The following is a 19747-nucleotide window of genomic DNA, read 5'->3' on the forward strand; positions in this document are numbered from 1 at the left end:
CGTCCACCGTGATCCGCGCCCGGAGCCGATGTGATCGATCGACCGGATGTGTGGCTGACGCCGGACCACACCAGTAGGTGCGCCAGCGGCTGCGTAAGGCGCGAGGTCAACCAGCGGCGCGCTCGACAAGAGGGCGCGAGGAAGGAAGTGGGCCATGACACTTCTGGCACCAAAGGTCGATCACATGCGCTCGGGCTCGGGGGTTACGCGTGATCGGGCGCACTACACGGCATGGAGATCACGACTGCGATGTCGATCGGTGCGCCGTCATGGTGATGACGCTGCACCGGCTGACGGCCGGGGCCGGCTACCAGTACCTGTTGCGGCACACCGCGTCCGGGGATTGCGACCGTTCCGGTGCGACGTCCTTGACGGCCTACTACATGCAGTCCGGGAACCCGGCCGGCCGCTGGCTCGGGTCGGGTCTGCAGGGCATTGGGGGAGCGGATGCCATCGGGATCGAGCGTGGCGAGGTGGTGGGCGAGCAACCCATGGCGCGGCTGTTCGGTCAGGGGTGCGACCCTGCGACGGGCGTGCCGCTAGGCCGCGCCTATGTGACCGGCGACCCGGTGGCCAAGAGGGTCGGGGCACAGGTGAAGGCGCTGCCCGAAGGGCTGGATGCCGGGGCGCGGCGGAGAGCGATCGACGCAATCACCCGGGTCGAGCTCGCGCGCGGTGCACCGAAGGCCGTGGCTGGGTTCGATCTGACCTTCACGCCACCGAAGTCGGTCTCCACGCTGTGGGCGGTCGCCGACGACCGCACGCAGTCCACGGTACTGGCGGCGCACCGCGCGGCGGTCGACCAGGCGCTGAAGTTCCTGGAGGACCGGGCGATCTACACGCGGACCGGGCATGCGGGGTGTCGGCAGGAGCCGACGCGCGGCGCGGTCGCGGTCGCGTTCGATCATTGGGACTCCCGTGCGGGGGACCCGAACTTGCACACCCACCTGGTGGTCGCGAACAAGGTGCAGGGTCCGGACGGGGCTTGGCGGTCGCTGGACTCGCGGGCGCTGCATCACGCGACGGTCGCGATCTCGGAGGTGTACGACGCACTGATGGCCGACGAGCTGGCGCGGCGGTTGCCTGTGGGGTGGGGTTGGAGACAGCGCGGTGCGCGGCGCAGCCCACGGCTCGAGGTCGAGGGTGTTGCCGATGCGCTGATGGGGGAGTTCTCGACACGCTCCAACCGCATCGATGAGGCGATGACGGACGAGGTCGCCCGATTCGCCGCCACTCACGGGCGCACGCCGAACAGGATCGAGATCACCCGGCTTCGCCAACAGGTCACCCGCGCCACGCGACCGACCAAGCATGTGCGCCCTCTCGGCGAACTGCTGGCCACGTGGCGCACGCGCGCGGCCAAATTGTCCGGGCGGACCCCGGCGCAGCTCACGGACGCCGTCCTTGGGCGAGGGCGGAGCGTTCCACTGGATGCCGCGGCGGTGCCGGCGGAGGTCGTCGAGCGGGTGGCGCAGGTGGTTCTGGCCGGGGTGATGGAGCGCCGCTCGACGTGGACGCGGTGGAACGTGCTCGCGGAGGCGGCCCGCGTGACTCGCGGCTTCGCCATGGCCAGCGTCACCGATCGACTCCAGCTTCTCGACACCGTGACCAGCGCGGCTTTGCGCGACGGAATCTCGACCGCAGCACCTCCCCTGTTCGTGTCCGGCCCTCGGTATCAGCGTCCGGACGGGACATCGGTCTTCGACCGACCGGACGAGGAGCGGTTCACCGACCGGCGAATCCTGGACGCCGAAGCCCGCCTACTCACGGCGGCCACAGCCGATGACGGCCCCGCAACCTCGACGGCCGCGCTGGTCGTGGCCGCCTTCTACGGCCAGACTCGGCTCGCGCCGGATCAGGTGGACGTCGTGAGGCAGGTGGCGACCTCGGGGCGGCGCCTCGATGTGCTGGTAGGCCCGGCCGGCTCGGGCAAGACCACCACGCTGCGCGGCGTCCGCCGAGCGTGGGAACACACCTACGGGCGCGGCGCGGTCATCGGCCTAGCATCCTCGTCATCGGCCGCCGCGGAGCTGGCCCGAGCGCTGGGGATCGCGTGCGAGAACACTGCCAAGTGGACCTTCGAGTCCACCGGCCAGGGCGCCGAACGGCGCACCGCCCTGATCACCCGGCTCACCGGTGCCCGAAATGGTGCCGCGCGTAACGGGGACGTGCGTGCGTTGCGGACGATCGACACGGCATTGGTCGCGCAGGTTCGTGAGGCCGCCCGATGGTCCCTGCGGGCGGGCCAGCTCGTGATCGTCGACGAAGCCTCCCTGGCTGGGACGCTCACCTTGGACACCATCGTCACCCAAGCGGGGACAACCGGGGCGAAGGTGCTGCTGGTCGGGGACCACGGACAACTGTCCGCGGTCGACGCCGGTGGAGCCTTCGCGTTGCTGGCCGACCGCGCCCGCCCCGCACGGCTCACGTCCTTGTGGCGGTTCAGCCACCCGTGGGAAGCCGCGGCCAGTCTCGGCCTGCGCGATGGGGATCCCAGGGTGGTCGAGGAGTACGTCGAGCACGACCGGGTGCACGCCGGAGCCGCCGAGGCGATGCTCGAGGACGCCTACACGGCGTGGGCAACCGACGTCGAGGACGGCGTCGACGCGATCCTGATCGCACCCGACGCCCGGACCGTCGCCGCGCTGAACGCCCGAGCCCACCGCGACCGGGTCGCCGACGGGCTGGTGACGGGCGACGGCGTTGCCTCGGCATCCGGGGAACGGATCGGCGTGGGGGACCGGATCGTCACCCGCCGCAACGAGCGCACCCTCCACCCGGCGGGCGCCGGCCCCCACTCCTACGTGCGCAACGGGGACCTCTGGACCGTCACGCACACCAACCCCGACGGATCACTGACCGCCTCGCGGACCCGATCCTCCACCGGCGTGGGGGCGGCATCCGTGCTGCTCCCTGCCGACTACGTCGCGCAGGACGTCGAGCTCGGGTACGCCAGCACCACCCACCGAGCGCAGGGCATCACCGTCGACCACACGCACGTGCTGGCCCATCCCGGCATGGCTCGCGAGAACCTGTACGTCGCGATGACACGCGGACGCCACGCCAACTACGTCTACGTCGCACTGGATGCCGTTGACCCTGAATGCGACGACCTGCCCGATGCCCCGACCAGCAGCGCGGGCCACGACGTGCTCGCCGCGATCATCGGTTCGCCCAGTGCCGAGCAGTCCGCCACGGCGCAGATCACCGCCGAGCAGGACGCCACCGGCTCGATGCACCGACTGCAGCCCATCCGACGGACGCTGCTGGCCGAAGCCTCCCGCAACCGGTGGACCCAGGAGCTGGACCGAGCAGGGCTTCGCGCTGAGACCATCCGCGACCTGCAGACGGCCCCCGAGGCAGGAACGCTGTTCACGAGGCTCGATCAGGTCGCCACCCTCGTCCCCGATCCGGCCGCCATCGTTGCCGAACTGGTCAATGCAGCGACCGTTGACGCCTCGGTCGAGGCACTGACCAGCGAGGCGAACGGATGGCTGCGCGCACACGCGGAGAACCCCCGGGAAGTTCTTGGCTCGAGCAGCAGTGTGGGGCTTGATCACGACGGCCTCGCGATGATCGCAACCATCGACCACCTCATCGCCCAACGGGCCGCCGCGCTAACCGACGCCGTGCTCGACGAGCAGCCGGCCTGGCTCGAGCGACTCGGCCCCGAACCGCGCGACCATCGTGCACGAGCCGCCTGGCTCGCGGAGGTCACCGCCACGGTCGCGCATCTGGACGAACAACGACCGCAGCTGCGCAGGCCGGCCCAGGCGCCAAGTGGCTCTCCTGAGAGCGTCGCGACCCGGGGAGTGTCGGTCCGATGACGCGCATCAGGAGAAAGGCCGCGACAGCCCAGCAGGACTTCTTCCCTCAGCGCACCTTCCTGGCGCCGATAGGTCCGCCCACACCGATCGTCTGGTCCGCGTTCACCGCGGCCGAGCAAGAACTGCTGCTCGAAGACCTCGACGTCTGGGTGACCTGGCTGGCCGAGCGTTACCGGCTGGACCACCGCGTGGTTCCGGGATGCTGGACCCAGCATCCAGAACTGATCGAGGAGCTATCCGCCTTACAGCTCGCGTGGCAGGGCGCGTTCTCGATAAGCGCCGTTCCTGACGCGCCGCTGAACTGGCACGAACGCTTCGCCGTCGCCCGCCTACGCATCAGTGACTGGGTCTCCAGGTCCGGCTGCAGACCTGACGCCCACCGTTCTCTCTAGGCGCCACGGTCGCTGGGCGAGGGGTATGCCGCCCGCGCACCGCGCGAGGTCGAGGAACCGCTCCCTCGGGACCCATCCGGGCGAACCTGCGTTCCGAACTCACGGTGTCAGCAGCAATCCGACACGAGGCGCCTGCTCGGCCGGCCCGGAACGGAGTCCTCTTGGGCACGGATCACGAGTTCGACCCTGTCGCATCTGACGGGCTCACCGTCCGGTCCACCAGCCATCACGTCGCCCCCGGGTGCCGCGGATGAGCGCGGTGAGACGAACCTGTGTGGGCTCGGGGCTGTTGGCTGCCCTGTCGGGGATTCTGGCTGCTGCGACCACCCTCGCGGTCGCGCAGCTCGTCGCGGTCGTCGTCTCGCCGCAGGCAGCACCGCTCATCGCCGTCGGCGGGGCCTTCATCGACGCCACGCCGCCAGCGCTGAAGGACTTCGCGATCGCCACCTTCGGCACCAACGACAAGCTCGCCCTCCTGGTCAGCATGTCCGGGGTGATCGCCGTGGTCGCCGCAGTCGCCGGGGTGCTTGCGCGCCGGAGATGGGCGCTCGGGGCCAGCGTCGTCGCTGTCCTGGCGGTGGTGGGCGCGGTGGCCGCGGCTGTGCGACCGAGCGCCAGCCCTTTTGCCGTCGTCCCGAGCCTCGTCGGCGGCGCCGTCGGTCTGCTCGTCCTGCGGATGCTCCTTTCCCGGATACCCGGAGGACGCGCGCCGTCCTCCTCGCAGGGTGACGCTCCCGCGTCCGGCCTCGGGCGGCGCTCCTTCCTCGCGGCGGCCCTGGTCACCGCGGCGGTCGCCGCCGCAGCCGGCGTGGGTGCCCAGCTGCTCGGCGCCGCCACGCAGACCGTTGAAGCGGCCCGCCGCGCGCTGCGACTCCCGGCACCGTTCCGCACGGCGAAGCCCCTGCCTGCGGGTGTTGAGTCCGCCGTCGAGGGCTCCGAGCCATTCGTGACGCCCAACGACGGCTTCTACGGGATCGACACGGCACTGGCGATCCCTCAGGTCGACGCCGACTCGTGGCGGCTGCGGGTGCACGGACTCGTCGAGGAGGAGGTCGAGATCTCCTTCCAGGACCTCCTCGAGTCGGACCTGGTTGAGTCGTGGGTGACGCTCACGTGCGTGTCCAACGTCGTCGGCGGCGACCTGGCCGGCAATGCCAAGTGGCTCGGGCTACCGATCCGAGAGCTCTTGGCTCGGGCACGGCCAACCACCGATGCCGACATGGTCCTGTCCACGAGCATCGACGGTTTCACCGCCTCCACCCCGCTCACAGCCCTCACCGACGATCGCGACGCTCTGCTGGCGATCGGGATGAACGACGAGCCCCTCCCCGCCGTCCACGGCTATCCGGTCCGCATGGTCGTTCCCGGGCTGTACGGGTTCGTCTCCGCCACCAAGTGGGTCGTCGACCTCGAGGTGACCCGGTACGCCGACGCCCGCGCGTACTGGACCGACAGGGGCTGGTCGGAGAAGGGACCGATCAAGACGGCGTCGCGAATCGAAGTTCCCGGCCCGTTCGCCCGGGTCCCCGCCGGTCAGGTCGCGATCGGGGCCACCGCGTGGGCCCAGCAGCGCGGCATCACCGCCGTCGAGGTGCAGGTGGACGACGGTGACTGGGCTACGGCGACACTCGCGACGGAGGCCTCCGTCGACACCTGGCGGCAGTGGTCCTTCGTCTGGGATGCGACGCCGGGCCTGCACCAGCTGACGGTCCGCGCGACGGACGCCACCGGAGAGGTCCAGACGGCGGAACGGGTCGACACCGTGCCCGACGGAGCAACCGGCCAGCACTCCATCTCCGTCACGGTGGAGTAGTAGGTCCAGTTCGGGTGCGGTATTCGTTCTGATCACCCCGAAGAGGCTGGTGGCGATCATCACGCTCCTCGATGAAGGATCGGCGGTGGACGTACGGGATCCTTGGCCCCATGCCAAGGTCTTGCCTCGCCACTCGACGTGCGCGTGCCACAGCCACTTTTGTCCTCTGCGGTCTGCTTGGCCTGCTCGGCGCCTCGGCGGCGCACGCGCACAACGTCCTTCGATCGACCGATCCGGTCGACGGCTCGACGGTTGCGGTCGTTCCAAGTCAGGTCACGTTGACCTTTGACGCTGCCGCGATGGCGCTCGGTACCGAGCTCGTGATCACCAATCCGGCCGGTGCCGTCGTGAGCACCGAGCCCGCCCAGCTGGTCGACGTGAGTGTGACGCAGCCGCTGAGCGGCGATCTTCCTGCCGGGCTCTACACCGTGCAGTGGCGAGTGACCTCCGAGGACGCTCACCCCATCGAAGGCACCTTCACGTTCACCGCCGTGGCGGCGGCGACACCGGCCTCTGGCGCCGAGACACCCTCGGTCGCGGAGCCGGCACCGAGCACCTCGGAGACCAGCGTTGCACCGCCCTCGCCGGTCCCGGCTACATCCAGCGATTTGGCCGCGTCGGACGAGCAGGGCACTGGCGGTGCGATCAGCGCCGGCTTGCTGCTCGCGATTGCTGGAGGGCTGTTGCTCGTCGGGGTCGTCATCGCGCTACTTCTTTGGCGGCGCAGCCCGCCGGCGCCTCCTGCGGACTGATCCCTCGGGATTTCCGTCGGCACCGAGTCCAAGGAGATCCCCACCTGTCCTCGGCTCAAGAACTAGGTAGCGGGCCTCCACGCTCAGCGAGCATGGCGCGCAGCACAGACAGCTCCGCGCTCTGGGAGTCGACGATCGCTTGTGCGAGACGCCGGACGTCGTCATCGGCTGCGGTCGCGACAGCAGCGGCCGCCATCTGAACGCCGCCCTGGTGGTGCGGAATCATCATCTGCAGATAGAGCCGATCGGCTTCCGTGCCGGTTGCCGCGCTCAGGCGGGCTAGTTCCTGCGCGCTGGCCATGCCTGGCATCTGGGCATCGTCACTCGCGGACGGCGTTGGGGCGTGATCCATGCCGTCCATCCCGTCACCGTCGGTGGACGTCCAGGCCATCGGCGGGCTTGACGAGGTCTGCGGCAGATCCCATTGCTTCAGCCACCCGTGCATCTGCCCGGCTTGTTGCTGCTGGGTGAGCATGATGTCTCGCGCGAGCGTCCGAACATCGGGATCGTCTGACGTCTCGAGAACTGACGTGGACATCTGAACTGCCTGGCCATGGTGGGCCTGCATGTCCCGGGAGAAGCCGGCGTCCACGGAGTCCTCCGTCGGCGCCGCGACGCCCACGCCACCAAGACTCAGCCCGATCCACAATGCGAGGCCGGCCGATGCGACGAGGATGAGGAAGAACATCGCGACCAGCGGGCCCGGCCGGACCCGCCGACCGGCGTCGTCCACCTCGGTCACGCGGGGGTTCCGGTGCCCCCGGTGCACGGCGCTCCGGGCTCGGGCGTCTGCTCGCCCTGCTGGTACTTGGCGAGGAACTGCTCGAGTCGCGGGTCTGCCGCATGGTCGAGGGACAGCTGCACACCCCAGGCGCTGGCAACGATCGGGGCAGTCTGTCCGTCGAACGGGCTGAGCAGCATGTAGGGGTTGCGCTGCGCCAGCGTCCTCAGGGCCTCGACCTGGTCCTGCGGTGTGGAATCGGTGTACGTGATCCAGACCGCGCCGTGTTCGAGCGAGTGCACGGACTCCTCGTTGACCAAAACGTCCTCGTAGACGCCGCAGTTCGTCCAGACGCCCGCGTGGTTGCCGCCGACCGGGGGGGACTGCTCATAGTCGACGGGCTCGGCGACGTGGTCGCGCCCAAGGTCGGCGAACTCTTCGACCCCGTCGAGCGGCTGACTCGCCGTGGCCTCGAGCGCCTCCTTGCGGGCACTTTCCCGTTCCAGCATGACTGCGGTCGTGCCGATCAGGCCCAGGATCACGACCGTGACCGTGCCGACGATCAGCATGCTGCGGCGGCGTTCCTTGCGTGCCTGCTCGGCTCGCACGAGGGCGAGTTTCGCGGCGCGTTCCTGTTCGGCCTGCTTCCGACTGCTCACGTCGCTCCTCGCGTCCGGGGGTGGATCGGGTGGGTGTGCATTGTGCCTTAGGAGTTTGTGGGCGTCGGTGTGGCCTCGGGGTCAGCAAGGACGTCGTCGACGATCGTGCGCAGCGTCGAGGCCTCTGCCAGGCCCACGATGCGTGCCGCGACGCGGCCCTGCTGGTCGAGCACCACGGTCGTCGGCACGGCTTGGACCGGAACAACGGCGGCCAGCTCGGCGATCGCGGCGCCATCGGTGTCTTCGATCGAGGGGTAGGGCACGGAGAACTCACGTTGGAACGCCTGGGCCGTGCCCGTGGCGTCGGTGCGGTTGATCCCCAGGACTCGCACGCCCTTGTCCGCGTAGTCGTTCGCCAGGGCGACCAGGTCTGGGGCTTCCTTCCGGCACGGGGGGCATGCCGCGTACCAGGTGTTCAGCACGATGACGTCCCCGAGCCAGGCGGACGTGTCGATGGCCCCACCTTCGTAGTCCGTGCCGGTCAGGGTCACGGCCTCGCCGCGGTCGTTGACCGGCCACGTCTGGGTCGTGCCGTCGCCAGACACGTAGCCCTGGTCGGTGACGTCGGCCGGTTGGCCGCTGTACTTGGTGGTCTCGGCGGCGCATCCGCTCACGAGGGCGACGAAGAGGGCCGCCACGGCGGCGGTGCGGGTGGTGGCGCGAGGTCCTCTGATCGCGGCTAGGGCGCGGTCGGGATGGGTGGTCATCGTGATCCTGTTCCGGGGTCGCGGGTGCCGCTCAGCGGCCGAGCAGAGGTCGCGGGTTCACGGTCGATCCGTTCACGTAGACCTCGAAGTGCAGGTGGCAGGCACCGGACAAGCCGGTGTTGCCGGAGTAGCCGATGAGCTGGCCCTTGGCCACGCCCTGGCCGGCCCTGACGACCGAGCGGGTCAGGTGGTTGGAGCTGCTCATCAAAGAGTTTCCGTCGGCGGTGCCGTAATCGAGCATGACCTGGTTGCCGAGTCCGTTGCGCCACTGCGACCAGACCACGGTGGCGTCGCGTGGCGCGTACAGGGGGGTGTTGCACCCGGTGCGCGGGTCGATCCCGGCGTGCAGGCGCACGTAGCCCAGGATCGGGTGCAACCGCATCCCGTACTCCGAGGTCACGTACATCGGATTGATCGACGTGGGGTTGCCGAACAGCGCGCCGCCCACCGTCCCGGACGGAACCTGGACCGGTGGCGGTTTCTGCCCAGCTGCCTCCGCGGCGGCGCGTGCAGCTGCCTCCGCAGCCTCACGGGCGGCGCGTTGCTCGGCGATGATCGCGGCGAGCTCACGTTCGATCGCCGCACGCTGGGCGTCGATCTCAGCCTGTTCGGCCTCCGCCTGGGCCTTCAGGGCCGTGATCGTGTTCTGTCGTGCGGTCTGGTCAGAGATCAGCCGCACGATCTCGTCCTCGCGCGCCTGCGCGACGCGACGCGCCTCGTCGGCGGCGGCGACCTTGGCTTCCGCCTCCTGCTTCAGCTCAGCGACGCGATCTGCCACAGCGCTGAGCCGGGCTTCGCTGTTTCGGTTGGAGGCTTCGACTCGACGAAGCTCGTCGAGGACGCGGGCTTGGCTGCGCAGCGCGGCATCGACGAGCCGCGCGTTGTCGACGAACTCGGTGGCGTCCTGCGCGTCGAGCACCACGTCCAGGGCCGAGATGCCGGGGCCGCCGCGGTAGGCCTCTCGCGCCATGGCTCCCATGGTGGCCTGCAGCTCACCCGCGTTGGCGCGGTCTGCTGCGATGGTTGCGGTCAGGGTGCTGCGCTGCTCGGTCGCGTCCTGCAACCGGTTCGCGACGATGATCGCCTCCCGCTGCGCCGCCTCGAGAGTCGCGCGTGCATCGTCGAGCTCGGCCTGCGCGGCGGGCAGCCGGGACTGGGTGGCCTGCAGGTCGAGCACGGCCTGGCTCAGCTCGACGCTCAGTCCCTCGATCGAGGCACGCAGCTCCTCCGCGCGCCGATCCGCCGCGCTGCTGCGGCGCTCGGCCTCGGCCCGGCGATCATCGATCGGGTCGGCGTAGCTGGCCCCGCCGGAGCCGGCCAGGATGACCAGGGCGGAGAACACCGCAGCGATGGTCCGGCGCCGGCCGGGGCCAGTGAGGGTGCGGCCGGAGGGTGCAGGGCTCGGGCCGTGAGGAGCAACGCGGCGCAGCAGTGACATATCCGAAGCGGCCGGGGTTGGAGACAGGGCAGACGGCGCGGCCAGCGGCAGGTTATGCATGGCGCGCTGGATGGATCGCTCTGGACACGCGGCCGGTTCCTGTGAATGGCCCGCTCGGCCGCGGCACGCGCGGGTCAGACATGGCTCGGGTGCTCGTGGTCGCGGTGGTCTGCCGGTTCGACCTGGAACGTGGAGTGCTCCACGGGTACGTCGAAGTGGGTGGCGACGCATTCCTGCAGCTGGTCCAGGATCCGTCCCGCGTGACCGTCGTTGAAGCAGCCCTCGTCAACGACGACGTGCGCGCTGAGGATCGGCAGACCGGTCGCTATCAGTGAGGCGTGCAGGTCGTGGACCTCCCGCACGTGCTCGACCCCGAGCAGGTGCGAGCGGACCTTGTCGAGGTCCAGGCCCGGTGGGGTGGCCTCGAGTAGCACGGTGATGGTCTCGCGCAGCAGCTTGAGGGCCCGGGGCACGATCAGCGCCCCGATGAGCAGACCGGCCACGGCGTCGGCCTGCTGCCAGCCGGTCGTGGCGATCACGATGGCCGCCACGATCACAGCGACGGAGCCGAGCGCGTCGTTGAGCACCTCGAGGAACGCTGCTCGCAGGTTGAAGTTCGCTGAGCGCTTCGAGGACAGTACGAGCAGGGACGCGATGTTGCCGACCAGCCCGATGACACCGAAAATTACCAGCTCGGTGGTGGGGATGTCCGGCGGGTCGAACAGGCGCTGCACGCCCTCGACCAGTACGTAGATGCCCACCGCGAGGAGCACGGCCGACTGGGCGAGGGCGGCGAGGACCTCCGCGCGCCGGTAGCCCCAGGTGCGCTGGGGTGAGGCTGGGCGCAGGGTCAGCGTGGCGGCGAACAGGGCGAGCAGCAGTCCGCCGGCGTCGGTGAGCATGTGCGCGGTGTCGACGAGCAGCGCGAGGCTGCCTGTGAGGATTGCGCCGATCGCCTCGGCGACCAGGATCGAGGCCGTGATGGCGAAGGCGATCGCTAGACGCTTGCGGTGGTCCTCGGCGCCAGCGGGGGCGTGGTCGTGGTCGTGACCCATCAGTGCTCGTCCTCCGGCTGTTGCGTCTGACTGGTGGCAAGCGTGATGGGGTTGGCCGCGGCGTCTCGGTCGGGTTGCAGCCGACCCATGCCGGGAAGGAAGCGGCCGACCCGTCGGGCGTAGGTGGCGTAGGCCGCGCCGTGCGTCCGGGCGAGGTACGGCTCCTCGACGACGCGGACCTGCAGCTCGACCGCCAGGACGAGACAGATCAAGGCCGAAGCCGTGATCGCGGTGGGAACCAGGAGCGTCAGACCAACCAGCGTCGTGGCCATGGCCGTGAAGATGGGATTGCGCACGACGGCGAACATCCCGGTCGTCACCAAGCCGGTGACCTCGCTCTGGTCCACGCCGATCCGCCAGGAGGTACCCATCCCCGACTGGGCGGCCAGCACAGCGAGGAACCCCACGATCATGACGATCGCCCCGAACCAGCCAAGAGCGCCTGGCACGTCAGGCGGTGCCGTCACCAGACCTGCCACAGCGAGGGCCGGGCCCGCTGCGGCCAGGACCAGCGCGGCGACGAACAGGATGCCGCCCCACCACTGCGCCGAGCCAGGAGCTCCGGAGATTCCGCGGTATCCGCTGTGACCGGTGCGGCGCCGATGCAGCCAGGTCCGCAGCCCGAAGGTCGACGCCACACCCAGCAGGTACAGGGCGAGGCCGAGGGTGGCGGCGGTCTCAGTCGTCATCGTCGTCCCCCTCGACCAGCTCGCCCTCCCAGGCTTCCTTGCCTTCGTGGATCGCGAACGCGGCGATGATGAACGCCGCGACCGGGTCGAGCCACGCGGCGCCGGTGACCTGGAACAGCACCACACCGGCCAGGGTCGAGATGCTCAGCAGGACGCAGATCCGGGTCTCGGCCGCATCAGCCAAGATCAGGTTGTCGTCCAGGCGCAGACCGACCTGCCGCTTCAACGCCGCCAGCAGCGGCATCACCACCAGTGAGGCGACCAGCAACACGATCACCGGAGTCGACGTCTCCGGCGTCTCCCCGCTGACCAGGCTGCGCACACCCTCGAAGGTCACATAGGCAGCCAGCAGGAAGAACGTCGCCGCGACCGCCTTGAGAGTGAGCCGCTCCTTACGTTCGTCCGCCGCTCCGTGCCGCAGGCGGCTGGCAAGCCGGATGCCGACCAGGACCGCCGCGATCGACTCGATGCCCGAGTCGATTCCGAAACCGACCACCGAGACCAGACCCGCCATCAGACCCAACGTGACCGCCACAACGCCCTCGACCACGTTGTACGCCACGGTGAACTGAGCGAGCCTCAGCCCACGACGGGTGAGCCGCTCGACCTCGACGGTGTCGAGCTGACCGGCCTGGCTCATGCCGGAGCCTGCGCGGCCAGGGTGGCGGTGCCCGACGTGCCGAACGTCGGGCACAGGGTCACCGCGTCCCCGGTCAGCTCGAGCAACCGCTCCGCGGCGGCGAAGAGGTCCATCAGCGCCTCAGGGTGGGTCAGCCGGAACATCGAGGCCCGGCCCTCAGCCCGCGAGGTGATCAGGCCGCAGTCCCGCAAGCACGCCAGGTGCTTCGAGACCGTCGACTGCGCCAACCCGAGATGCTCGGTCAGGTCCACGACACGGTGCTCTCCGAGCGAGAGGTGCTGCAGGATCACCAACCGAGACGGGTCGCTGAACCCGTGGAACAAGCATGCAGCCGCCGCCAACGCACGCTGTTCAGGTCCTGAAGCAACATCGTCGGATCGCGTCAATATCGTCATGTGACGATGCTACACCAGGGCCAAGTATTTGAATGCCGCTCCGACGCGGTTGGCGGACGTACTACAGGACGGCGTGGTGGCCGGCCGACATGCGGCTCGGGGTTACCGGGCGCCCCTAGACGCTCGGTAGCCCTCCTGCGTGCGCGTCAGGGCAGGAATCGGTCGATCCAGCTGAGAACCGGTCCGATCACACGGCGCTCGTGCCAACCACCCTCCACCACGAACGCGCGGGCGCGCCGAACCACGGCGCGCCCGCGACCAAGAATCGACGGTCGACTGCGGTCGGCCGCCTCGGTCGCTCGCCGGTCTAGGTACCTCGCGCAACCCGCACAGACCGCGACCTCCGGGTGTGCTCCAAGGTGGGACAGCGCGTCCTGTGCAAAGGTGCCGCCGCAGCACCAGCACAGATCGTCGAGCGTCTCGAGCTGCGACTCGGGCTGTGCAGTCACGACAGCGCCTCGACCAACTGGTCCACGGAGGGCGACCCTGCCAGCCCGTCCGCCGTCGGATAGAGCCGGCAGCTGAGCCCGGCCGGCGCGCCCGGGTGCCCGAAGGGGTCGACGCCGTCGAGAAGGATCGTCGGAGACCCGGTGAAGCCGACACGCCCTGCGTCGCTCGATGTCTCCACACGCTCGAGGACGATCGCGACGTCCCCGTGTCCGGTGCCGTCCAGCGCCGTCCGCAGTCGTTGCTCTGCCAGCCGCCAGTTCGGGCATCCGTCGAAGTAGCGAAGCAGCACGTCCATCCGGCCATCGTCTCACCGGCGGCGGTCAAGACCCTCCACTGCCGGGCAGGACCGCTCCGTACATCGAGCGCGACGGCATCTGGCGCGCGGCGGCCGGACTCGCGGCCGGTGCGGTGGTCTTCACCGTGCTCAGTGCCCGGCTCGACGCGGTTGCGCGTGCCGGGACACCGGTCGGTGTGCTTGAGGAGGGCAGCGAGAAGCTCGACGTCAACGCCGCTGCGTAGGAGCACGCACCGTCCCCCGCGTCCACGCGCGGGGGCTGGCGCTCCTCGCGGCGGTGACGTTGGACGGTGTGCCGGAAAACCTGGCTCTGGGCATCTCGCTGGGTGAGGGCACTGTGGGCCTGGCGTTGCTGCCGGCGATCTTCGTGTCCAGCTTCCCCGAGTCGTTGGTGAGCAGCGCCTCGATGCGGGCCCAGGGACGGTCGCTGCGCAACATCCTCGGGCTCTGGATCGCGTGCGCTGTGCTGCTGACCGCCGCCGCGAACCCGCCGACTCATCCGCGATGCACTGACCGCCTGCGATTCGGGCGCCTGCCAGCTCGGCGATTCCGGCGCCCCGTAGGGAGTTTGGCGTTTCACGTGCAATGACCACCACGGCTGCGACAGCCCCGACCGCCGCGGCACCCGGGAGTCGATCAACGCTGAGCGCGATGCGGGCGAAGATCCCTGAATCCAGGAGAGGGCTTGACCTTCGACTCGAATCGAAGGTTTACGGTCGCTGCATGAGCTACCGCATCGCTGAAGTCGCAGACCTGGTCGGGGTCCCTGCCACGACGCTGCGCTACTACGAGGACATCGGCCTGGTCGAGCAGCCAGCCCGCGGGGGCAACGGGTACCGGTCCTACAACGACGCCGACCTGGCGCGGCTGCGGTTCATCACCGCGACCAAGAACCTCGGCATCCCGCTGACTGACGTCGCAGAGCTGGTGAAGGCGTACGACGTCGAGGACTGCTCGACCGTCGCCCACAACGTGGTGGAGATGGTCGCCGTGCGCCTGGCGGAGACCCAGACCCGCATCGGGGAGCTCGTCGCGCTGGCCGCCCAGCTGCAGACCGTCTCCGCCCGACTGTCTGACGCACCCACCTCGGGTGCCTGCGGGGATGGGTGCCCGTGCGCGACCGCGGCGCCCGCGCCGCTGGCCGACCGGCGGACCTTCGTCCCGCTGACCCGCGGCCCGGTCATCGCCGCGCCGGATGTCCCCGTGATCGCGTGCTCCTTGGACGCTGGTTCGGTGCCGGACCGGATCTCCGACTGGCAGGCGCTCGTCGCCCGGGCAGTGAGCCGTGAGCCGATCACCGACGGTGTGGCCCTGCAGTTCGTGGCTTCGCCCGAGCTGGTCGCGGAGGTCGCCCGGCTTGCCGCCGCCGAGCAGGACTGCTGCACCTTCTTCACCTTCACGTTGACGATGACCACCGGCCAGGTCCGCCTCGAGGTCCAAGCACCCGCGGAAGCCGCCGACGTCGTCGCCGCGATGTTCGGCACCGCTGCCTAGATCCCCACGCTCGACTCGACCGGCACCCGCACGGTTCCGGCCGCGATCCGCTCTGCCCGAACCCAACGAGGAGACCCTGTGAGCACCCCGACCACCCACGAGCACGCGACCACCACGCCCACGACCAGCAACAAGAAGAGGGGCGTCCTGGCCGGAATCGGGATCGCCGCGGCCTGTGCGCTGGCGTGCTCGCTGCCTCTGATCGCCGCTGGCGGGCTTGCCGCGGGGGTGGGTGCGTTCCTTGCCGGCGGGGAGGCCATCGCCCTCGGAGTGGTCGCGCTCGTCGGCGTGCTGGTCGGGACGGGGCTGTGGATGCGCCGGCGACGTCGGGCCGCCGCGGCGACCGCGTGCAGCACCGGCTGCGGGTGCGGCGGCGGCTGCTGACCGCCGACACCAGCCGAGGAGCCGATCATGACGACCGTCATCACCCGCGAGGAGCTGGTGCGCGCGATGAGCGAGGACACCATCACCCTCATCGAGGCGCTACCCGCTGCGCACTACGCCGCGGAGCATCTGCCGGGGGCGATCAACGTTCCAGGGGAGGTCACCGCCCAGGACGCAGCCCGCATCGCCCCCGACCTGCACCGCCCCGTGGTCGTCTACTGCTCCGGTCCCGGGTGCGGCCGCTCCAAGGTCACCGCAGCGGCCCTGAGCCGCGCCGGCTACACCGACGTGCGCGTCTACGTCGATGGGAAGGCCGACTGGTACGCGGCCGGCCTGCCGATGGAGCGCACCGCGGCCGCGAGCTGACTCGCGGGAGACTGCTCCCATGACCCTCCTGCGCTCCCTGCTCCTGTTCGCCGTCGCGGCCCTCGCCGAGATCGGTGGTGCGTGGCTGATCTGGCAGGGCGTGCGCGAGCACCGCGGCGTGCTCTGGATCGGCGCCGGTGTGCTCGCCCTGGGCGCCTACGGGTTTGTCGCGACGCTGCAGCCCGACGCGAACTTCGGCCGGATCCTGGCCGCGTACGGCGGGATCTTCGTGGCGGGCTCGCTGGCCTGGGGCATGGCCGTCGACAAGTTCCAACCCGACCGGTGGGACATCATCGGCGCGGCCGTCTGCCTGCTCGGCGTCGCCGTCATCATGTACGCACCGCGCACCTGAGCAAGTCGGGCAGGCGGAGCGGGCCGCAGACTTTCGCGGCTTCGCGAACCGCGCAGGCTGGCCCACACGCGCCGCGGCGCCCGACAAGTGGCGGGGGCTACGAATGATCGAGTCCGCGGGCCAGCGCCGGAGCGAGGTCCCATGAGCCGCCGAGAGCCAGATCCGCTGTTCGAGACCCCTGTTCGTTTCCACGATTGTCGGGGGCACCGATCGAGCGTGCCGTCAGCAGCACCTGCGTGGCTGACTCCCGGAGCAGGCCAGGCTGCCCCTCACTCCAGCCTGCGATGTACGGCAGCGAGTAACTCGCGGTGTCGAGCCCGGCGCTAGTGGACACGAGGAAGGCGACCGATTCGGCTTCCACCTCGGCGCGACCGCGACACTGCGCACTGGCGGCGTAGTCGGGGAATCTGCGCTCGTGGTCCGCCCGGATGTGCCCGAGCTCGTGCGCGAGCGTCTTCGTCGCCTGCGCCGGCTCGACGTCGTCACGGATGCGCACGGTCCTCAATCGGAAGGCGGTATAGCCGTTGGCTCCCGGTGGGCATGGGCCGCGCTCCACGACGTAGCCGTCCTCGTCGACGACCGCGGCGAGATGCTCCCAGAGGTGCAGCGGTGCGTCGCCGGTCAATAGCTGCGGCTCGACGTCGGGAAGCGCTTGGCCCTCGGTCTGGTTCACGTCGAAGACGTGAACGACACGGAATCCGCGAAGCTCGCGCCTGGAGACCGGATCTTCGTCTGCGGAGCGCGGCGGACCTGGCTCTGCGTTGCGGCTTGCCACCTCAGGATCGGTCCGTGTGGGCCGGTAGGTGCAAGGGGCGAGGATCGCAATGCCGCGCTCGCCCTTGACCACGCGGCGACCCAGGTCGTTCCAGGTGCGGATTCCTGCAACTCGCGTGGCGTCGGGTCGTTGGGCGGCGATGAGCAGCACGTTGGAGGGGGAGTAGGTCGGGAATCGGGCTGCGGTGGTGAGCATCTGCCGCCAACGGTCGGACTGAACCAGGTCGGTGACTGCGGCCAGCAGCTTCTCGTGCAGAGCAGCGAGACGTTCCTCGCTGGACGGCGATGTGCGACCTGTCATGGCTCCCGCCCGGAGGGGGCCGGGTGGGTGGTTCCGGCAGGCAGCAAGGCTCCCTTGCAGATCGGGTCTGACCACCCGAGGTATCCGTTGCCGTGCAGGTACATCGCGGACAGGCGGCCGAGGCTGATCAGGTAGACCCCGCCGTGGTTGCCGGTGGCGGAGTCGAAGACCTCGTTGGCGGTGAGCAGGATCTTGGTCGGATCGCAGCCGGGGTCTGCTTGCACGACGAGGGAGGCGTGGCCGAAGGGTCGTCCAGTGTTCCAGAACGTGAAGGCGCCAAGGGGTGGGCAGGCGTCGCCGGGGTGGGCGTGCCCGGTGGTGAGCATCTCGGTCCAGTGGGCCTTGGCGGAGGTGTATCCGGACCCGACGTACCCGTAGGCGCGGCAGGCGAGCCGGTCGCACAGCTGGCGCCACCCGGAGGTGACCCCGACGTAGGCCAGCCCGTTGCGCGCGGCCGTCGCGACGTCGGCCGGGGTGTCGGCCGGGACGACGACCTCGCCTCCACCCAGTTGAGGTGTGCACCCGCCCGCCGACCCCGCGCGAGGTGGGGCTGCAACGGGGTCGGCTGGGTTCGCGACCTCCGGGACCGCGCCCGAGACAACGTCCGCAGCCCACGCGGCCATGCGGTCGTTCACATTGGCGATGAATTGGGCGGTGATGGCCGGGAAGGTCGGGTAGGTGCGCAGGCGGGATTCGCCGGCGTTGTGCGCGATGACCAGGGCGTCCAGGATCGGGATGCTCGAGGAGGCCCAGTCGGGGTGGTCGGTGCGGATCTGTCGCACGCCGGCCAGGCGGGTGCACAGGTACGTGCCGCCGACGCGGGCGTGGATGTCGGGGTCCTCGATGTCCGGGACGCCGTTGTGATTGAGGTCGGTGTTCGGTGGGTGGCCGTAGTGCGCCCGCCAGATGGAGGCGTTCATCTGCAGCAGTCCCCAGGTGCCGCCGTTGGAGTCGTCGGCGTGCGCGTCGGGTCGAAAGCCGGACTCTTGGGCCATGACGGCGGCGATCCACGTCTCCGGCAGGTCGGGGCAGGACGCCTTCGTCCCGGCGATCCAGGTCCGGGCGATCGCGGGGATGGGGGCGTCGTCGGCGAGCGGTCCGCGGGCGGAGGTGGCGATGCAGGCGCTCGCTGTGCCGCCGACGGCGACGGCGGTGACGATCGCGATGGCCGGCACGGACAGGAACCCAAGAGTTCCGAGCGCGAGCTTGATCATGTCGGCACCGCCGTGCCGGTCGCCGTGGCGTGCTCGACGGACTTCTGGTCCGCCTGCAGTGCTGCTGCGTCGCGTCGGGCGGTCCAGGCGGCCAGGTCGATGATGGTGGGTTTGGTCTGGCGTAACAGCAGGACTGCGGTGCCGAACGGCAGCGTGCGCAGTACGGAGGCGGGCATGACCGGGACGGTGCGCACCGAGGTGGACGAAGAGCGGTCCCCGGCGCGGCCCCGGGAGTGGGTTTCGGTGAGTTCGTCGACCTCGCCGACGAGGCGGGCGACGTCGTCCAGGTCCCGGTACTTGGCCAGGCCGCCGAGCACGATCTTGACGGTGGCTGCGTCCCAGATGGCGTCGGCGGCGTGCTCGCCCCAGCGGGCGCGAGCTTGGGCCAACGATTGCAGGACGGCCAACGTGGTGATCCCGGAGCCGCCACCTTCGGCCATCAAGGNGCGTCCCAGATGGCGTCGGCGGCGTGCTCGCCCCAGCGGGCGCGAGCTTGGGCCAACGATTGCAGGACGGCCAACGTGGTGATCCCGGAGCCGCCACCTTCGGCCATCAAGGAGGGCAGGGATGGCAGGGGGGTGAGGTTGGCGATCTCGTCCAGGGCGAGCAGCAGGGGCGGGTCGAGGCGRGCGCCGGGGGCGCGGGCGGCCAGGGCGCGGGCGGTCTCGGTGATGTCTTCGACGAACGCTGCGACCAGGGGCGCACATGACCCGGCGGCGACGGCGGAGGCCAGCAGGTAGAGSGTKCCGGACTCACGCAGGAACGCGGCGGGGTCGAAGGAATGACCGGCCTTGGGCTCGACGGCGGCCAGGACGTCGGGGTCGGCCAGGGCGGCCAGGGATTGGCGGACGCCGAGCCAGATGGAGTCGCGGGTGCGGGGGTCGGAGTGGATCGACGCGTCCAGGGCGTCGGCCCATCCATCGGCCGCGGTGGTGCTGCGGTTCAGGATGGTGACGGCGTCCTCGGCCAGGGCGGGGTTCAGGGACCAGCGGTACAGGTCGACGGCTCGGCGGTTGTCCAGGGCGGCGG

At 70.1% G+C, this 19747-nt stretch carries 21 protein-coding genes and 1 pseudogene; 9 read left to right on the forward strand and 13 right to left on the reverse strand.

The window, feature by feature from the left end; translation table 11 throughout:
- Positions 1 to 269 precede the first annotated feature (269 nt).
- The 4 genes from mobF (at position 270) to ASD18_RS12215 (ending at position 6784) form a co-directional block, all read left to right on the forward strand.
- Positions 270 to 3827, forward strand: a complete 3558-nt coding sequence (gene mobF, locus ASD18_RS12200; RefSeq protein ID WP_082573826.1) for a MobF family relaxase — start codon at positions 270 to 272, stop codon at positions 3825 to 3827.
- Complete coding sequence (locus ASD18_RS12205) at positions 3824 to 4219, forward strand: hypothetical protein (protein ID WP_056091151.1); 396 nt, start codon at positions 3824 to 3826, stop codon at positions 4217 to 4219. The genes mobF and ASD18_RS12205 overlap by 4 nt, the downstream gene beginning before the upstream one ends.
- A 250-nt stretch (positions 4220 to 4469) precedes the next feature.
- Positions 4470 to 6032: a molybdopterin-dependent oxidoreductase gene (locus tag ASD18_RS12210; protein WP_056091153.1), complete on the forward strand. Its 1563-nt coding sequence runs from the start codon at positions 4470 to 4472 to the stop codon at positions 6030 to 6032.
- 110 nt (positions 6033 to 6142) lie between these two features.
- Complete coding sequence (locus ASD18_RS12215; RefSeq protein ID WP_235522386.1) at positions 6143 to 6784, forward strand: copper resistance CopC family protein; 642 nt, start codon at positions 6143 to 6145, stop codon at positions 6782 to 6784.
- A gap of 55 nt (positions 6785 to 6839) precedes the next feature.
- On the opposite strand, the gene ASD18_RS12220 is transcribed toward ASD18_RS12215, so the two are convergent.
- The 9 genes from ASD18_RS12220 to ASD18_RS12260 form a co-directional block, all read right to left on the reverse strand.
- Positions 6840 to 7526: a DUF305 domain-containing protein gene (locus ASD18_RS12220; RefSeq protein WP_156387953.1), complete on the reverse strand. Its 687-nt coding sequence runs from the start codon at positions 7524 to 7526 to the stop codon at positions 6840 to 6842.
- Entirely contained in the window at positions 7523 to 8164 is a 642-nt protein-coding gene (locus ASD18_RS12225) for a DUF3105 domain-containing protein (RefSeq protein ID WP_056091159.1), read from the reverse strand. The genes ASD18_RS12220 and ASD18_RS12225 overlap by 4 nt, the downstream gene beginning before the upstream one ends.
- A gap of 47 nt (positions 8165 to 8211) precedes the next feature.
- Positions 8212 to 8871, reverse strand: coding sequence for a TlpA disulfide reductase family protein (locus tag ASD18_RS12230; protein WP_082573831.1), 660 nt, complete (start codon positions 8869 to 8871; stop codon positions 8212 to 8214).
- A gap of 31 nt (positions 8872 to 8902) precedes the next feature.
- On the reverse strand, positions 8903 to 10213 hold the full coding sequence (locus ASD18_RS12235; RefSeq protein ID WP_235522346.1) for a M23 family metallopeptidase: 1311 nt from the start codon (positions 10211 to 10213) through the stop codon (positions 8903 to 8905).
- A 230-nt stretch (positions 10214 to 10443) separates the two neighbouring features.
- Complete coding sequence (locus tag ASD18_RS12240; protein ID WP_056091162.1) at positions 10444 to 11364, reverse strand: cation diffusion facilitator family transporter; 921 nt, start codon at positions 11362 to 11364, stop codon at positions 10444 to 10446.
- Positions 11364 to 12053, reverse strand: coding sequence for an isoprenylcysteine carboxylmethyltransferase family protein (locus tag ASD18_RS12245; RefSeq protein ID WP_082573835.1), 690 nt, complete (start codon positions 12051 to 12053; stop codon positions 11364 to 11366). Before ASD18_RS12245 ends, ASD18_RS12240 begins: the two co-directional genes overlap by 1 nt.
- On the reverse strand, positions 12043 to 12693 hold the full coding sequence (locus ASD18_RS12250) for a cation transporter (RefSeq protein WP_056091165.1): 651 nt from the start codon (positions 12691 to 12693) through the stop codon (positions 12043 to 12045). The genes ASD18_RS12245 and ASD18_RS12250 overlap by 11 nt, the downstream gene beginning before the upstream one ends.
- A complete protein-coding gene (locus ASD18_RS12255) occupies positions 12690 to 12983 on the reverse strand; it encodes an ArsR/SmtB family transcription factor (protein ID WP_369817272.1) in 294 nt (97 codons plus the stop codon). The genes ASD18_RS12250 and ASD18_RS12255 overlap by 4 nt, the downstream gene beginning before the upstream one ends.
- Positions 12984 to 13533: 550 nt before the next feature.
- Entirely contained in the window at positions 13534 to 13833 is a 300-nt protein-coding gene (locus ASD18_RS12260; protein ID WP_056091171.1) for a hypothetical protein, read from the reverse strand.
- A 277-nt stretch (positions 13834 to 14110) separates the two neighbouring features.
- On the opposite strand from ASD18_RS12260, the gene ASD18_RS21345 reads away from it, so the two are divergent.
- From ASD18_RS21345 to ASD18_RS12285, 5 genes are all read left to right on the forward strand, one after another.
- Positions 14111 to 14422, forward strand: coding sequence for a hypothetical protein (locus ASD18_RS21345; RefSeq protein ID WP_200938544.1), 312 nt, complete (start codon positions 14111 to 14113; stop codon positions 14420 to 14422).
- A gap of 134 nt (positions 14423 to 14556) precedes the next feature.
- On the forward strand, positions 14557 to 15327 hold the full coding sequence (locus ASD18_RS12270) for a MerR family transcriptional regulator (protein ID WP_056091174.1): 771 nt from the start codon (positions 14557 to 14559) through the stop codon (positions 15325 to 15327).
- A gap of 78 nt (positions 15328 to 15405) precedes the next feature.
- Positions 15406 to 15711 (forward strand): hypothetical protein, encoded by a 306-nt coding sequence (locus ASD18_RS12275; protein ID WP_056091177.1) that lies wholly within the window; start codon positions 15406 to 15408, stop codon positions 15709 to 15711.
- Positions 15712 to 15738: 27 nt separating this feature from the next.
- Positions 15739 to 16077: a rhodanese-like domain-containing protein gene (locus ASD18_RS12280; protein ID WP_056091180.1), complete on the forward strand. Its 339-nt coding sequence runs from the start codon at positions 15739 to 15741 to the stop codon at positions 16075 to 16077.
- A gap of 19 nt (positions 16078 to 16096) precedes the next feature.
- Complete coding sequence (locus ASD18_RS12285; RefSeq protein ID WP_056091183.1) at positions 16097 to 16429, forward strand: YnfA family protein; 333 nt, start codon at positions 16097 to 16099, stop codon at positions 16427 to 16429.
- A 97-nt stretch (positions 16430 to 16526) separates the two neighbouring features.
- Here the strand turns inward: ASD18_RS12285 and ASD18_RS21070 are convergent, their stop codons facing one another.
- The 4 genes and pseudogenes from ASD18_RS21070 to ASD18_RS21565 all read right to left on the reverse strand — a co-directional run.
- Complete coding sequence (locus tag ASD18_RS21070) at positions 16527 to 17504, reverse strand: ArdC-like ssDNA-binding domain-containing protein (RefSeq protein WP_156387954.1); 978 nt, start codon at positions 17502 to 17504, stop codon at positions 16527 to 16529.
- Positions 17501 to 18718, reverse strand: coding sequence for a lytic transglycosylase domain-containing protein (locus ASD18_RS12295; RefSeq protein ID WP_056091189.1), 1218 nt, complete (start codon positions 18716 to 18718; stop codon positions 17501 to 17503). Before ASD18_RS12295 ends, ASD18_RS21070 begins: the two co-directional genes overlap by 4 nt.
- Positions 18715 to 19158, reverse strand: coding sequence for a TraM recognition domain-containing protein (locus ASD18_RS12300; protein WP_056091191.1), 444 nt, complete (start codon positions 19156 to 19158; stop codon positions 18715 to 18717). Before ASD18_RS12300 ends, ASD18_RS12295 begins: the two co-directional genes overlap by 4 nt.
- A gap of 6 nt (positions 19159 to 19164) precedes the next feature.
- Positions 19165 to 19739 (reverse strand): annotated as a pseudogene (locus ASD18_RS21565) (type IV secretory system conjugative DNA transfer family protein); the annotation flags it as partial.
- Between the last annotated feature and the right edge of the window lie 8 nt (positions 19740 to 19747).

This window comes from Cellulomonas sp. Root137, assembly GCF_001426725.1.
GTDB lineage: Bacteria > Actinomycetota > Actinomycetes > Actinomycetales > Cellulomonadaceae > Cellulomonas.

Coding starts and splice junctions, on each gene's coding strand:
- mobF (WP_082573826.1), top strand. CDS start 270: ATGGTGATGACGCTGCACCGGCTGACGGCCGGGGCCGGCTACCAGTAC.
- ASD18_RS12205 (WP_056091151.1), top strand. CDS start 3,824: ATGACGCGCATCAGGAGAAAGGCCGCGACAGCCCAGCAGGACTTCTTC.
- ASD18_RS12210 (WP_056091153.1), top strand. CDS start 4,470: ATGAGCGCGGTGAGACGAACCTGTGTGGGCTCGGGGCTGTTGGCTGCC.
- ASD18_RS12215 (WP_235522386.1), top strand. CDS start 6,143: ATGCCAAGGTCTTGCCTCGCCACTCGACGTGCGCGTGCCACAGCCACT.
- ASD18_RS12230 (WP_082573831.1), bottom strand. CDS start 8,871: ATGACCACCCATCCCGACCGCGCCCTAGCCGCGATCAGAGGACCTCGC.
- ASD18_RS12240 (WP_056091162.1), bottom strand. CDS start 11,364: ATGGGTCACGACCACGACCACGCCCCCGCTGGCGCCGAGGACCACCGC.
- ASD18_RS12245 (WP_082573835.1), bottom strand. CDS start 12,053: ATGACGACTGAGACCGCCGCCACCCTCGGCCTCGCCCTGTACCTGCTG.
- ASD18_RS12250 (WP_056091165.1), bottom strand. CDS start 12,693: ATGAGCCAGGCCGGTCAGCTCGACACCGTCGAGGTCGAGCGGCTCACC.
- ASD18_RS12260 (WP_056091171.1), bottom strand. CDS start 13,833: ATGGACGTGCTGCTTCGCTACTTCGACGGATGCCCGAACTGGCGGCTG.
- ASD18_RS12270 (WP_056091174.1), top strand. CDS start 14,557: ATGAGCTACCGCATCGCTGAAGTCGCAGACCTGGTCGGGGTCCCTGCC.
- ASD18_RS12280 (WP_056091180.1), top strand. CDS start 15,739: ATGACGACCGTCATCACCCGCGAGGAGCTGGTGCGCGCGATGAGCGAG.
- ASD18_RS12285 (WP_056091183.1), top strand. CDS start 16,097: ATGACCCTCCTGCGCTCCCTGCTCCTGTTCGCCGTCGCGGCCCTCGCC.
- ASD18_RS21070 (WP_156387954.1), bottom strand. CDS start 17,504: ATGACAGGTCGCACATCGCCGTCCAGCGAGGAACGTCTCGCTGCTCTG.
- ASD18_RS12295 (WP_056091189.1), bottom strand. CDS start 18,718: ATGATCAAGCTCGCGCTCGGAACTCTTGGGTTCCTGTCCGTGCCGGCC.
- ASD18_RS12300 (WP_056091191.1), bottom strand. CDS start 19,158: ATGGCCGAAGGTGGCGGCTCCGGGATCACCACGTTGGCCGTCCTGCAA.